Origin of the sequence: Roseateles paludis, assembly GCF_039872745.1 — a bacterium.
In the GTDB taxonomy this organism is placed as follows: Bacteria; Pseudomonadota; Gammaproteobacteria; order Burkholderiales; family Burkholderiaceae_C; genus Pelomonas; species Pelomonas paludis.
Window position 1 is genome coordinate 288,924 of record NZ_JBDPZD010000004.1, and the last position, 13,911, is coordinate 302,834.

The following is a 13,911-nucleotide window of genomic DNA, read 5'->3' on the forward strand; positions in this document are numbered from 1 at the left end:
TCGGTCATGGGGTCAGGGTCAGGCGGTCGCCGTCGCGCCGAAGCGCTTCTCGATGTAGTTCTCGACCAGCGCATGGAACTCGCTGGCAATGTTCTCGCCGCGCAGGGTCAGGGCCTTCTCGCCGTCGATGAAGACGGGCGCGGCCGGGGCCTCGCCGGTGCCGGGCAGGCTGATGCCGATGTCGGCATGCTTGCTCTCACCCGGGCCGTTGACGATGCAGCCCATCACGGCCACCTTGAGGTTCTCGACGCCCGGGTACTTGGCCCGCCAGACCGGCATCTGGGCGCGCAGGAAATCGTCGATCTGCTTGGCCAGCTCCTGGAAGGTGGTGCTGGTGGTGCGGCCGCAGCCCGGGCAGGCGGTGACGCTGGGGTTGAAGCTGCGCAGGCCGAGGCTTTGCAGGATCTCGGACGCCACCACCACTTCCTGGGTGCGCGACTCGCCGGGCTGCGGCGTCAGGCTGACGCGGATGGTGTCGCCAATGCCCTCCTGCAGCAGGATGCCGAGCGCCACGCTCGACGCCACCGTGCCCTTGGTTGCCATGCCGGCTTCGGTCAGGCCCAGGTGCAGCGCGTAGTCGCAGCGGCGCGCCAGCTCGCGGTAAACGGCGACCAGGTCGCGCACGCCGCTGACCTTGCAGGAAATGATGATGTTGTCGGGGTTGAGCCCCAGCTCGCGCGCATAGCTGGCCGAGGTGAGCGCGGACTCGACCAAGGCCTGGTACATCACCGACTGCGCGTCCCAGGGCGTGGCGCGGGCGGCGTTCTCGTCCATGAACTGGGCAAGCAGTTCCTGGTCCAGGCTGCCCCAGTTGACGCCGATGCGCACGACCTTGTCGTACTTGCAGGCGGCCTCGACCATCTGCGCGAATTGGCGGTCCTTCTTGTCGCCCTTACCCACGTTGCCGGGGTTGATGCGGTACTTGGACAGGGCCTGCGCCATGGCCGGGTAGTCGGTCAGCAGGCGGTGGCCGTTGTAGTGGAAGTCACCCACCAGGGGCACGTCGATGCCCATGCGATCCAACTGCTCGCGGATGTAGGGCACCTGCTCAGCGGCTTCGGGCGTGTTGACGGTGATGCGCACGATCTCGGAGCCCGCCACGGCCAGCTCCTTGACCTGGATGGCGGTACCGATGGCGTCCACCGTGTCGGTGTTGGTCATCGACTGCACGCGCACCGGCGCATCGCCGCCGATGGTCACGACACGGCTGCCCCAGACCACGCGGGCCTGGCGGCTGCGGCGCGGCGCAGGGGCAGCGCCCGGGATCTCGCGGTTCAAATCGGCAGACATCAATTCAACTCCAGGCGCACCACATCACCCTTGGTCGTGGCCTGCGGATCCACGTCGGCATGGCGCCAGTTCACGCGCGTCACGGGCGCCTTGCCCAGGCGCAGCTTGATGGGGGGCAGCACGTCGAGCGAAACACTTTCGCCCGCGCGCAGGGTCTTGGAAAACTGCAGCTGGCCCTTGGCGTCCACCACCTCGGCCCAGGCCTCCTGGGTGGCGCTGAGGCGCAGCGGCGCAGAGCCTGGGGCGGGCGCCGAGCCCTGGGCGGGCACGGTAGGCGCCGCCGCCACTTTGGCTTCGAGCACCACGGGCTCGGCAACCGGCACCGCACGCAAGGGCGCCGAAGCCACTGGCAACGCCGGCGCAGACGCCACGACCTCGGCGGCATTGACCACCGCGGGCGGCGGCACCAAGGCGCTGCTGGCCGCCACCGGCGCCTCGACCAGTGTCGGGACCGCGCCGGTGGGCGTGGTGTCGGGCTTGGCGCCCGAGCGCCCCGGCCACCACTCGGCCGGGAAGAAATACACGGCCGCAGCCAGCAGCAGGATGAGCGCCGGCCCCCACACCATGGGCTTGGCCAACTGGCTGGCGCCTTCGATGCTGACACCGCGTTCGCGGAAGGGGGTATTCAGGCCGGTCGGCACGTCCAGGGGCTTGTCGCGCCAGGTCGGCATCACCTCCAGCACGGGGCCCGGCTCGATCTTGAGCGCACGGCACATGGACGTGGCCAGCGCCCGCGCGAAGGTGGCGTCGGGCAGGTCGTCCCAGCGGTCCGACTCGATGGCTTCAAGCTTGCTCTGTGGCACCTTGAGCTGCACCGCCAGGGCCGCGATGTGCAAGCCGCGCTGCTGCCGCGCCTGGCGCAGCAGGGCGCCAGCCGTCAGAGTTCCCGCCGAAGTGGTCTGCATGATCCCTCTGCGTGTCAGTCGTCAAACCGGCCCAGGTCGAGCGCCTGGGTTTCGGGGGTGCCGCGATAGCGCTTGTGCAACTGCTCGGCCAGGTCCTCCACCGTGGCCGTGTTGCCCAGACGCCGTTCGATGCGCAGCTGCAACCACAAGCTCTGCGCGTTGGCCAGCTCGGCCGAAGCATTGACACGCTTGACGTAGAAGCGCGCCCGCTCAGCCTCGCCATTGCGGTAAAGCACCTCGGCCAGGTTGACGGCGATGGCCGGGTTGCCGGCATCCAGCTCGAAGGCGCGGCTGAGGCTGCCTTCAGCGGCCTTCATGCGCCCGGAGCGCGCCTCGCACACGCCGCGCGCCAGCAGGCTGCGCTGCGGGGCGCGGTAGCTGGGCTGGGCCAGAGCCTGCTCAAACTGCGCATCGGCCGCAGCCCAGCGCTGCTGCTGGCACAAGAACCAGCCGTAGTTGTGCAGCGCATCCGGGTCGCCAGGGTAGAGCGCCAGGGTGCGGCGGAAGCTCTCCTCGGCCAACTGCGTTTCGCCCATGGCCGCATAGACCAGGCCGCGCAGGATCACGGCCTCGCGCATCTCAGGCTTGATCAGCAGCGCTTGCTTGAGCTCGTCCAGCGCCGTGTTGAACTGCCCACTGGCGAAGTAGCCCTGGGCCAGGTCCATGCGCACATTGGCGCGGCGGTCGCCATCGGTCTGGTCCACCTCGGTGCGCACTTCGCGGTTCTGCGCCGGCGCGCCGCAGGCAACCAAACCGGCAGCGGCACACAGGCTGAGGATCAGAACGGCAAGGCGTGGTGACATGGCTGCAGCTCGGGTTGGCGATCACGAAGGATTGACGGGCGCGCGCACCATCCGCACGTGGACGCGGGTGCGGTCTTGCACCTCGCCCGCGAGCTGACCACAGGCGGCGTCGATATCGTCGCCACGGGTCTTGCGCACGGTCGTGACGATACCGGCTTCAAGCAGCACTTCGGCAAAGGCTTGCACCCGCGCCTTGGGGCTGCGGGTCAACCCTGAGGCCGGGAAGGGATTGAAGGGAATCAGGTTCAACTTGCACGCGATCCCTGCGCCCCCGGCGCCGGCCGGCACCTTGCCCCCCGAGGGGGCGGCGTCCGCCTGCTTGGGGCGGCCCGGCGCTGGCGGTCGCGCGCCCTTGACCAGGCGCACCAGTTCGGCCGCCTGCTCGGGGCTGTCATTGGCACCGTCGAGCATGCAGTACTCGAAGGTGATGAAGTCGCGCGGCGCGGCGGCCAGGTAGCGCTGGCAGGCGGCCAGCAGCTCGTCGATGGGGTACTTCTTGTTCAGCGGCACGAGCTGGTCGCGCAGTGCATCGGTGGGCGCGTGCAGGGACACGGCCAGCGCCACCGGGCAGTCTTCGCGCAGGCGGTCGATCATGGGCACGACGCCCGAGGTCGACACCGTGACCCGGCGGCGCGACAAGCCATAGCCGTGGTCGTCCAGCATCGTCTTGAGCGACGGGACCAGGTTGTCGTAGTTCTGCAGCGGCTCGCCCATGCCCATCATCACGACATTGCTGATGACGCGCTCTGAGATGTTCAGACGCTTGCGCAGCGCATGCTCGGCAAACCACAGCTGGGCGGTGATCTCCCAGGTTTCTAGGTTGCGGCTGAAGCCCTGATGGCCGGTCGAGCAGAAGCGGCAGCCGACCGCACAGCCGGCCTGCGAGGACACGCACAGCGTGCCACGGTCGTCTTCAGGGATGAACACCGACTCCACCGCATTGCCGCCGCCCACGTCGAACAGCCACTTGATGGTGCCGTCGGCGGAGACATGCTCGGAGATGACCGGCAGGCCGTGGATCACGGCCCGGCCGGCGAGCTTGTCACGCAAGCTCTTGGCGAGGTCGGACATCTCAGCGAAGTCCGACGCGCCCTTTTGATGGATCCAGCGGAAGAGCTGGGTGGCGCGAAATTTCTTCTCGCCCAGTTGCTCGCAGTACGCGGCCAGGCCCTGCAGATCGAATCCGAGGAGGTTGACCGCGTTCATGCATGCCAGGCCCTGGCGGGCCCGCCTCAGCGGCTGTAGACGTTCATGCCGGGGAAGAAGAAACCCACTTCCACGGCAGCAGTCTCGGGAGCGTCGGAGCCGTGCACGGCATTGGCATCGATGCTGTCGGCGAAGTCGGCGCGGATGGTGCCCTTCTCGGCCTTCTTGGGGTCGGTGGCGCCCATCAGCTCACGGTTCTTCAGGATGGCGTTCTCGCCTTCCAGGACCTGGATCATCACCGGGCCCGAGATCATGAAGCTCACCAGGTCATTGAAGAAGGGGCGAGCCTTGTGGACGGCGTAGAAAGCTTCAGCGTCGGCGCGCGACAGGTGCACCAGCTTGGCGGCGGCAATCTTGAGGCCGGCGCCTTCGAAGCGGGCGTAGATCTGGCCAATCACATTCTTCGCCACGGCATCGGGCTTGATGATGGACAGGGTGCGTTCGATCGCCATGGAAGGGTTCTCCTGGATTTGGAAGGATTGGACAAAGCCCGCGATTGTAAGCGGCGCGGGTTAACACGAGGTGTCAGGCGGTCATTGACCGCCCTGCCCTCGCGCGGGATGGCTCAGCGCCGGCCTCGGCCGCCGCCTCCACCACCACCGCCCTTGCCACCTCGGCCACCACCGCCGCCGCCGCCACCACGGCGGAGGTAGGCGTCACCGCCGATGTAGCCGACTGAGGTCTGCAGCGGGTCGGGCTCGCGCGGGCCACCGCCCTTTTGGGGCTTGCTCCAGCCGGCATCGCGCTCACTGCTGCCGCCAGCGCCAAAGCCCTGCGGGAAGCCGCGCTGCTTGGTGGTGGCCTGACGCCGGTCGAAGGTCTGCTCCAACGGGTTGATGTGGCGCGGGATGAAGTCGTCGTCCTCATCGTCGCGGCTGCGGTCGCGCTGCTGCTGTTGCTGCTGCGGCTCATACGGGCGCTCTGCGCGATCCGGGCGCGCGGACTCGGGCGGCCGGCTGGGGCGCGGCCCCTGGTTGGCGTTGCGGTCGGCGCGGCGCTTGCCGGGCTTGTTGTTGTCGTCGCGGTGCTTCTGGCCTTGATGCTGCTGCACCTGGCCCTGACCGTGGCCCTGGCCGTGCTGCGACGGCCCGCCCGCCAGGCGGCGGATGACGCGCACATCGTCGTCACCCAGCTCAACCCAGACGCCGCGCTTGAGGCCACGCGGCAGCACCACGGTGCCGTAACGGATGCGGATCAGGCGGCTCACCGCCAGACCAACCGTCTCGAAGAGCTTGCGCACCTCGCGGTTGCGGCCTTCGGTGATGGTGACGCGGTACCAGTGATTGGCGCCTTCGCCACCGCCATCGACGATGGCCTTGAACGCGGCCACCTGGCCTTCGATGTTCACGCCTTCCAGCAGCTTGGCGCGTTGCTCGTCACTCAAGGTCCCGAGCACGCGGGCCGCGTACTCACGCTCGACCCCGAAGCGCGGGTGCATCAGCTGGTTGGCCAACTCGCCGGAGTTGGTGAAGAGCAGCAGGCCTTCGGTGTTGATGTCGAGCCGGCCGACCGACTGCCACTTGCAGCCCTGGATGCGCGGCAAGGTGCGGAAGACCGTGGGGCGGCCTTCGGGGTCGTGGAAGGTCGAGACCTCGCCGGTGGGCTTGTGATAGGCCAGGATGCGCGGCGTGGGCGGGCTGATGCGGAAGCGCACCGGCTTGCCATTGACCTTGACCTGGTCGCCAAATGACACACGCTGGCCGACGTGGGCCACTTCGCCGTTGACCTCGATGCGGCCGTCGGCAATCCATTGCTCGATGTCGCGGCGCGAGGCGATGCCGGCCTGGGCCAGCACCTTTTGCAGCTTGGGCGCGTCAGCGTCGGGGGCCAGCACGCGCTTGGCGTCGCCACCCTCGGCGTCCGCCGCGTCCTCGGCGTTGTCGTCACGTTCCAGGAGCTTGGGCGGCTCGGCATCGGGCACGGCCGATTCGGCATCCAGCTCGCCGCTGATGACGTCGGAGAAGCGCGCGCCGGCTGCCTCGACGAGCTCGGGCGTCAGCGCCACGGCCGGTTCGGCGCTGGGGCTCGGCGCCACGCCACCTTCCGCTGCGCGCTGTTCGGCGCGCTCACGGCGGTTGCGGCGGCGGTTGCGGCGGCGGCCGTTGCGGTCATCGCCATCGTCGCCTTCGGCATCCCCGTCGCCGTCGTCACCATCGTCGCCGTCGCGGTCGTCGCCGGCCTCGGCGGGTGCGGCGTCAGGCCCGAGCGAGAAGCGCGGCTCGGGCGTATTGCGGGCCACGCGCGCGGCGGCAACCGCTTCCACGGCCTCCAGCACGGCGGGCGGCAGTGCTGCGGGTTCAGCAGCCACGGCATCCGCCGGGGCGGCATCAGCCACGGCCGTTTTGCGGGCAGCGCGCTTGCGAGGCGCTGGGGTGGCGTCGTCACCCGCCACCTCCGGTGGTGCTTCGGCCGATGCCGCTGCAGCCTCGTCGGCCGGCTTGCGGCGCGCGCGCTTCACAGGCGCTGCGGCTTCACCTTCGCTGACTGCGCCCTCGGTAGCGCTGCTGGCAGCGCGGCGACGCTTGGGCGCGGGCGCTTCGGCAGCGGTCTCGGGGGACGCGGCGCCTTCGTCGTGTTCGGAACTGTCGTTCATGCGGGTTCGGACGGGGGGGGAAGAAGGGGCGTGGCAGGCGCCACGGGGGGGGCGCTGTCAGCGCGGTCGGCGCTGTCGGCGTCAAGGTGGGTGGTGTCGGGAGCGGCCGGGGGCTCGGTGTCATCGAGCAGTGAGGCCTGGACGCCGGCGTCTACGAGCGCCTCGGCCAGCGCCGGTGCGGTGTGGCCGAGATCGAGCGCGGGCAGTTGTTCCAGGCTGGCAAGACCGAGGTCGTCGAGGAAGCTGCGCGTGGTGGCGTAGAGCGCAGGCCGGCCCGGAGTCTCGCGGTGGCCGATGACATCAACCCAGCCACGGTCTTCGAGCTGCTTGATGATCTGGCTGGCCACGACGACGCCGCGGATGTCTTCGATGTCGCCCCGGGTGACCGGCTGCCGGTAGGCAATGATGGCCAGGGTTTCGAGCACGGCGCGTGAGTAGCGCGGCGGCTTCTCGGGATGCAGGCGGTCCAGGTACTCGCGCATCTCGGGGCGGCTCTGGAAGCGCCAGCCCGAGGCCAGGGCCACCAGCTCCACGCCACGGCCTTCCCAGTCGCGCGTCAGCTCGTCGAGCAGGGTGCGCAGGGTGTCGGCGCCCAATTCATCGGCGAACAGGCTGCGCATGTCACGCAGCGTCAGCGGCTGGGTGGCACAGATCAGCGCGGTCTCGAGGACGCGCTTGGCATCCTGGGTGTTCATCGACTCGTCAAAGCCTTGGGCTCAAGCGCCCGCGCCATCGGCACGGGCCAGAAGGACTGCCTCGTTGGACAGCCTGGGTAGGGGAGCACTGCGCGTGGGGCGGGGGCGGCACCCGATTCCATAGGGTGATCCGCAACGGGGAGGCGGCTGAACCAGCCAAGCATCAGTCCCCACGGGTATCGCAGATTCTAGACCATGCCTCCGACAGGTCGGGGGGCAGGGGAGCCTCGAAGCTGCAGGAGGCGCCAGCGTGGGGATGCGCGAAGCTCAAGCGCGCGGCATGCAGGGCCTGGCGGGTAAGGCCCAGCGCGGGCGCGCCACCGTAGACCGCATCGGCCAGCAGTGGGTGGCCGCGCGAGGCCAGGTGCACGCGGATCTGGTGCGTGCGCCCGGTGTGCAGCCGACACCGCACGGCCGAGATCCAACGCCCGTCGATCTGGCAGCTGGCCAGGGGCTCGACGTCGGTGCGCGCCTCACGGCCACCGGGGCCGATGGCCATCTTGATGCGTGAGGCGGGGTCACGGCGGATCGGGGCGTCGATGCTGAAGGCATCACCTTCAAGGGCACCGTGGGCCAGCGCCAGGTACTCGCGGTGCACCTCGCGCACGGCAAGGCGGCGTACCAGCTCAGTCACGGCCTCCAGGGTCTTACCCACCACCATCAGCCCGCTGGTGTCCTTGTCGAGCCGGTGCACGATGCCAGCGCGCGGCAGCCGCGCGGCGCCCGCGTGGTGGGCCAGCAGGCCATTCATCAGCGTGCCCGACCAGTTGCCTGCGGCTGGGTGCACAACGAGGCCGGCGGGCTTGTTCACCACCAGCAGGTGCTCGTCCTCGAAGACGATGGGCAGCGCCATGGGCTCGGGCCGGAAGGCCTGGCTTTCCGCCGTCGGGATCAGCGACACCGCCACCTGCTGCCCGATGCGCAATTTGCGCGCGGCCACGAGCGCCGGCTGCCCGTCCACACGGACGGCGCCGCGCTCGATCAAGGACTGCAGGTGGTTGCGCGAGAACTCCGGCGCCAGTTGGGTCAGCCAGCGGTCCAGGCGCACGCCCATGCCCGCCTCATCGACCCAGGCCTCACGGCTCTCGATGTCGGTGCTGGCATCCTCGTCTGCCTCGGTCGGGTCGGGCAGACCCCCGTCCCTATAATCGCCGCCCATTGTTCGTAGCTGGAAACCGGCCGCTTCCGCCGCCCGAGAAATGATGATCGAGACTCCCATGAACACCAGCCACGCACAGCAGGTCGCGCGCGCCTTCGGCGCAACTTGGCGGACCTGGCGGACCGGCCTCATGGCCTTGGTGGTGTTGGGCTTGAGCGCTTGCGGGTCGAGCGTCAAAGACGATCCAAATTCTCAAGCAGCGCTGGATCAATTGTATGCAGAGGCCAAGGGCGACCTGAGCAACGGCGCTTGGGAGCGGGCCATCAAGGGACTGGAGAAGGTGGAGAGCCGCGCGGCGGGCACGGTGCTCGGCCAGCAGGCGACGCTGGACCTGGCCTGGGCCCAGCACAAGCAAGGCGAGCGCGTGCAGGCCGTGGCCACGCTGGACCGATTCATCAAACTCAACCCGTCGAGCCCGGCGGTCGACTACGCCCTCTACATGAAGGGCATCGTCAATTTCAACGAAGACCTGGGGCTCTTTGGCCGCATCGCGGGCCAAGACGTGTCCGAGCGCGACCAGCAAGCCGCGCGCGATGGCCTGCTGGCCTTCCGCCAGTTGGTGGACCAGTTCCCCGAGTCCAAGTACGCGGCCGACGCCGTCACGCGCATCAACTTCATCACCAACACCCTGGCCTCCTACGAGGTGCATGTGGCGCGCTACTACTTCAACCGCAAGGCCTATGTGGCAGCGGCCGGGCGTGCACAGAGCGCCGTGCTTGAGTTCCAGACGGCGCCGGCCGTCGAAGAAGCGCTCTACCTGATGGCCGAGAGCTACGACAAGCTGGGCCTGACCCAACTGCGCGACGACGCCCGCCGCGTGCTGGCCAAGAGCTTCCCGGAAAGCGTCTACCTGGCCGGCCCTGACGCCCGCGACAAGCCCTGGTGGAAGTTCTGGGGCAGCGACCAGCCGGCCGCCAAGGCCCAGGCCGCCGCCGACAAACCCTGGTGGAAGGTCTGGTAGGCAGCTGGCGGTTCGCCGGCTGTCACTGAGGCAAGCGACAAGGCCTTAACGGCCAGTTGCATCTACGGCGTTGTGGCCGATTTCGAGCCCAAGGCCTCGCCCTAACATGCTGTCTACATAGCATCAGGCAAGCGGGCGCTTGCCTTAAAGGGAGCCTCCGTGAAACTCGAAACGCGCACGGCCACATCGGCCCGAGTCATCAACCTGAGCCCAACCGAGCCGAGTGGATTGGCTCCAGGCTGGGCACCGATCAGGCGTGGGCTAGGTGCCAGCTTGGCTGCTGCCTGCCTCTGGCTGACGGGCCCGGCACATGCCGATTCGGTCGCCAACACCTTCGCACAACTTCTCGGCTTGTCCATCGCTGTGGCGGATCTGACCCCGCTCGATGGCCAGGCTCCAGGCGTCTCGCCTGCAGCTGCCGCCACGGCCCAGACTTTCGTGCAAATGGCGGGCCTCCCCGACGCACAGGGCTGCTGCGACTTGAACCTGTCCAGCACTCGCAACGATCCAGGCAAGCTGTTCGCGCGCAGCGAAGTCAAAGTCACCGGGCTGTCGGGGCCTGCGTTTTTCCTGGCAACCGAAGTCAATGGCACCAGCGGGGAGGCGTTCGCAGGCAACGAGTTCCGCTGGAGCCTGCTACTCAGTCCGGGTACACAACTCCAGGTCAGCACCAATGCCACCGTTGGGGCCGGCCATGTCGGCATTCCCTCTGACACGCAGCGTGCATGGGCATCAGCCAGCGTGACCATCTTGGATGCTGAGGGCCTGCCTATGGGCGTCAGCGATGAGGCATTTGTCGAGCGCCTCGCTCAGGGGTCGGAGTTCTTGTTCCCCACCCTCACCGCCTGGGCAAACAACGAGTCGGGCTCGCCTCTGTCCGTCACCCTGCTTGTGACGACTCAGGCCTTTGTCACGTCTGTGCCAGAGCCGGCCACGGTGCTGCTGCTTTGCGCGGGGCTGGTCGTGCTCGCCGCCCGCAACGGTCGGCAATCAACGCGCGCCTGACCCAGCATCGTTCTGATGGGCGGCGCGCGGCGCGCGCTGCTCGTCAAGCATCCCGAGCCACGCGCGGGCTTCCGCCTCGGTGTCCAGGGGCGTCATGGGCGGCAAGGCAGCCCGCAGCCGGCGCCCGTAGTTCATGCCCGCCATGCGCGGGTCGCAGATGACGAGCAGGCCCTGGTCGGTCTCGGTGCGGATCAAGCGACCCGCGCCCTGCTTGAGCGCGATGGCCGCCTCGGCGACAAAGTAGTCGGCAAAGGCATTGCGGCCCTCGGCCTCCAGGCGCCGCACGCGCGCCTCGACGAGCGGGTCGTTGGGCGGCGGGAAGGGCAGCTTGTCGATGATCACGCATTGCAGCGCATCACCGGGCACGTCGATGCCCTCCCAGAACGTGGCCGAGCCCACCAGCACCGAGGCCGGCTGCTCGCGAAAGCGCTGCAACAAAGCGCGCTTGGGTGCCGTACCCTGCTGCAGCACCTGCAGCGCGTCGCCCGCCTGCTCGAAGTACTCGCGCAGCCCGTCGGCCACCACCTGCAGGTTGCGCAGCGTGGTGGTCAGCACAAAGGTGCGCCCGCCCAGGGCCCGCGCCAGGCGTGAAGCCAGCAAGGCCACACTGGGCCCGTGCTCTGGCTCGCTGGGCTTGGGGAAGCCGCGCGGCACGTAGAGGCGGGCATGCGAGGCGTAGTCGAACGGGCTACCCACGCGCAGCACGCGTGCGTCCTGCAGGCCTGCGGACTCGGTGAACCAGCTGAGCTGCTCGTCGTCACCCAGAGTCGCCGAGGTGAAGACCCAGGCGCGCGGCGCGGCGTCGAGCTGCTCGCGCATGGCGGCGCGGATGTCGAGGGGCGATTCCACCAGGCGCACATGCTGCGGCCCGACATCGATCCAGCGCACGTTTTCAGCGGCCGGCTCGGTGGCAAAGGCGAGCGCCGTCTCGCGCAGCAACTGGGCGCGCTCCTGCAGGCGCTGGAAATCGGGGGATGCGTCCTCCACGGCCGCCAGCGCCTCCAGGGCCAGGGCCAGCACCTCGGCCAGCTCGCCCAGGGTGGTAACCAGATCTCGCTCGCGCCAGCCCAGCTTCAGTTGGCCGCGCAGCTCGCGCCCCGCCGTCGCCAGCGGGCCGGCGGCGGCCAGGCGCAGCTCGCGCGCGGCGCGCTCCAGACGGGTGTGCAGACCCTGCCAGTCCTGCAGGCCACGCGCGGCCACCAGGCCCTGGCCCAGCAGGTCGCGCGCAAAGTCCAGCAGTTGCGCGCTGCCCAGCATGGTGCCGAGGAACTGCACCCCGGCCTCGGCCAGTTGGTGGGCCTCGTCAAAGATCGCGATGTCCACGCTGGGCAGCAGCTCGGCCACCTGGCTGTCGCGCAGCGCGATGTCGGCAAAGAAGAGGTGGTGGTTGACGACCACGACGTCCGCCTCCATCGCCTCGCGCCGCGCCTTGACGACGTAGCAGCTGCGCCAGTCGGGGCACTCGCTGCCCAGACAGTTCTCACGGGTGCTGCTGACGATGGGGATGATGGGCGAACGGTCATCCAGGCCGTCCATCTCGGCAAAGTCACCACTGGCCGTGCCCTGTGCCCAGCGCTCGATGCGCGCCAGCTGCATGGCGGTGCGGCGGTCCGGGAAGACTGCGCCCTGGCGGGCTTCCTTCATGCGGTGCAGGCAGAGGTAGCTGCTGCGCCCTTTGAGCAAAGCCAGCCGCAGCGGTGCGCCCAGCACCTCGACCAGGCGCGGCAGATCGCGCAGGTAGAGCTGGTCCTGCAGGCTCTTGGTGGCCGTGCTGACGAGCGCGCGGCTGCCCGACAGCAGCGTGGGCACCAGGTACGCAAAGGTCTTGCCCACGCCGGTGCCCGCCTCCACCACCAGGGCCTCGCGTCGCTCGATGGCCTGGGCCACGGCCCGGCTCATCGCCAGCTGCTGCTCGCGCGGCTGGTAGTTCACGTCCAGCCGCGCCAGCGGCCCGCCCAGGTCAAAGGCAGCCAACACGGCTTGCTCCAGCTCTCCCTCGGCCAGCGGCTCGGCAGCTGCAGGCGCGTCCTGGGCGTCGAGCCAGTCATCCAGCTCTGCGTCGTTCAATTCGCGCCCCGCAGGTGGCGCGCCGTCCAGCGGCAGCCGTGGATCTGGCTTTGCCAGGCCACTGGGTGCGCCCCCTTGAGGGGGCCGAAGCCGGACTGGAGCGGCGAGCCGATCCAGCCTGCGCAGGAGCTGGGCCTCTGGCCCAGCGCGGCCTGCAAGGCGCGCGAAGCGCATCGGGGGTGGGCCATTACGCCGGTTCTGGGGGATCGCAAACGCGGGCCATCTGTTCGATTTGATCTCGCAGCAGCAAGCGCCGCTTCTTGAGGCGCCGCATTGCCAACTCGTCCAGCGGGTTGTCGTGTCCCATGCGGTCGATCAGGGCATCGAGATCGGCGTGCTCCATCCGCAGTTCGATCAGCCGACGCGCCAGCGAGTGAAGTTGTTCATCCATCCGGGCAAGTCGGGGGGTCGGGAGGCGCTATCGCGCGAGAGGCGGCCAGTATAGTTTTCGACATGCCTCCGCCCTCCCCAGGTTACCGACTCCAGGCCGCCACCGGCACGCACCGCGGTGACCGCGCGTATCAGCAGGACCAGGTCGCCATCCTGGCGCATCCGCGCATCAGCGGCTGCGTGATGGGCGTGGTGGCCGACGGCATGGGCGGCAAGAGTGGCGGCCGCAAGGCGGCGGACCAGGTTGTGCTGACCGCGCGCCAGCTGTTCGAGCGCTACTCGCCGGATGATGAATCCCCCACCGAGTTGCTGGCCCAGATCGCCTCGGAGGCGCATCTGATGATCAAGCTGACGGCGATCTCGGCCGAAGAAGAGCCGCACAGCACCGTCGCTGCTTTCGTGCTGACGCCCGACCGCAGCGTGCACTGGGTGCACTCAGGTGATTCCCGCATCTACTGGTTTCGCGGCCCGCGCCTCGTCAAGCGCACGCTGGACCACTCCTATGTGCAAAAGCTGGTGGACGAAGGCCAGCTGAGCGAAGCCGAGGCCACCTCGCACCCGCAGTCCAACCTGCTCACCGCCTGCCTGGGCACCGTGCAGGACCCCGTCTTCACGACGACCCAGCTTGATGACCTGGCCGTGGGCGACACCGTGATGTGCTGCAGCGATGGCCTGTGGCACTACTTCACCTCCGAGGAACTCGGCAGCGTGCTGCACAGCCTGCCACCTCGGGCGGCGGCCGAGCTGCTGGTCTCCAAGGCGCGCCAACGCGCCCGCGCGGGGGGCGACAACCTCTCGATCGCGATCGTTCGGCTGGAAGCGCTGGCCTAAGCGCAG

At 68.9% G+C, this 13,911-nt stretch carries 13 protein-coding genes; 3 read left to right on the forward strand and 10 right to left on the reverse strand.

Annotation, left to right across the window (positions count from 1 at the left end):
• Positions 1–18 precede the first annotated feature (18 nt).
• The 8 genes from ispG to ABDJ85_RS15220 all read right to left on the reverse strand — a co-directional run bounded on the left by ispG (position 19) and on the right by ABDJ85_RS15220 (position 8,651).
• Entirely contained in the window at positions 19–1,290 is a 1,272-nt protein-coding gene (gene ispG, locus ABDJ85_RS15185) for a flavodoxin-dependent (E)-4-hydroxy-3-methylbut-2-enyl-diphosphate synthase (RefSeq protein ID WP_347705632.1), read from the reverse strand.
• Entirely contained in the window at positions 1,290–2,195 is a 906-nt protein-coding gene (locus ABDJ85_RS15190) for a helix-turn-helix domain-containing protein (RefSeq protein WP_347705633.1), read from the reverse strand. The genes ispG and ABDJ85_RS15190 overlap by 1 nt, the downstream gene beginning before the upstream one ends.
• A gap of 14 nt (positions 2,196–2,209) precedes the next feature.
• Positions 2,210–2,998 (reverse strand): type IV pilus biogenesis/stability protein PilW, encoded by a 789-nt coding sequence (gene pilW / locus ABDJ85_RS15195; protein ID WP_347705634.1) that lies wholly within the window; start codon positions 2,996–2,998, stop codon positions 2,210–2,212.
• A gap of 21 nt (positions 2,999–3,019) precedes the next feature.
• Positions 3,020–4,204, reverse strand: a complete 1,185-nt coding sequence (gene rlmN / locus ABDJ85_RS15200) for a dual-specificity RNA methyltransferase RlmN (RefSeq protein WP_347705635.1) — start codon at positions 4,202–4,204, stop codon at positions 3,020–3,022.
• A gap of 26 nt (positions 4,205–4,230) precedes the next feature.
• Positions 4,231–4,656 (reverse strand): nucleoside-diphosphate kinase, encoded by a 426-nt coding sequence (gene ndk / locus ABDJ85_RS15205; protein WP_347705636.1) that lies wholly within the window; start codon positions 4,654–4,656, stop codon positions 4,231–4,233.
• 113 nt (positions 4,657–4,769) lie between these two features.
• Positions 4,770–6,797, reverse strand: a complete 2,028-nt coding sequence (locus ABDJ85_RS15210) for a pseudouridine synthase (protein ID WP_347705637.1) — start codon at positions 6,795–6,797, stop codon at positions 4,770–4,772.
• Entirely contained in the window at positions 6,794–7,492 is a 699-nt protein-coding gene (gene scpB / locus ABDJ85_RS15215) for an SMC-Scp complex subunit ScpB (protein WP_347705638.1), read from the reverse strand. Before scpB ends, ABDJ85_RS15210 begins: the two co-directional genes overlap by 4 nt.
• A gap of 163 nt (positions 7,493–7,655) precedes the next feature.
• The gene (locus tag ABDJ85_RS15220) at positions 7,656–8,651 is read right to left on the reverse strand and encodes an RluA family pseudouridine synthase (protein ID WP_430765558.1); all 996 of its coding nucleotides are present in this window, start codon (positions 8,649–8,651) and stop codon (positions 7,656–7,658) included.
• Between the two features lie 130 nt (positions 8,652–8,781).
• On the opposite strand from ABDJ85_RS15220, the gene ABDJ85_RS15225 reads away from it, so the two are divergent.
• On the forward strand, positions 8,782–9,612 hold the full coding sequence (locus ABDJ85_RS15225) for an outer membrane protein assembly factor BamD (RefSeq protein WP_347705720.1): 831 nt from the start codon (positions 8,782–8,784) through the stop codon (positions 9,610–9,612).
• A 159-nt stretch (positions 9,613–9,771) separates the two neighbouring features.
• Positions 9,772–10,617 carry a PEP-CTERM sorting domain-containing protein gene (locus ABDJ85_RS15230; protein ID WP_347705640.1) on the forward strand — a complete coding sequence of 282 codons (846 nt, stop codon included), beginning with the start codon at positions 9,772–9,774 and terminating at the stop codon, positions 10,615–10,617.
• Here ABDJ85_RS15230 and yoaA read toward each other — a convergent pair.
• Positions 10,603–12,606, reverse strand: coding sequence for a DNA repair helicase YoaA (gene yoaA, locus ABDJ85_RS15235; protein ID WP_489433296.1), 2,004 nt, complete (start codon positions 12,604–12,606; stop codon positions 10,603–10,605). The two genes, ABDJ85_RS15230 and yoaA, sit on opposite strands and share 15 nt — an antisense overlap.
• Before the next feature lie 265 nt (positions 12,607–12,871).
• Positions 12,872–13,075, reverse strand: coding sequence for a DUF465 domain-containing protein (locus tag ABDJ85_RS15240; protein WP_347705641.1), 204 nt, complete (start codon positions 13,073–13,075; stop codon positions 12,872–12,874).
• 62 nt (positions 13,076–13,137) lie between these two features.
• Here ABDJ85_RS15240 and ABDJ85_RS15245 point away from each other — a divergent pair, with 62 nt between their 5' ends.
• Entirely contained in the window at positions 13,138–13,905 is a 768-nt protein-coding gene (locus tag ABDJ85_RS15245; RefSeq protein WP_347705642.1) for a PP2C family protein-serine/threonine phosphatase, read from the forward strand.
• The last annotated feature ends 6 nt before the right edge of the window (positions 13,906–13,911 follow it).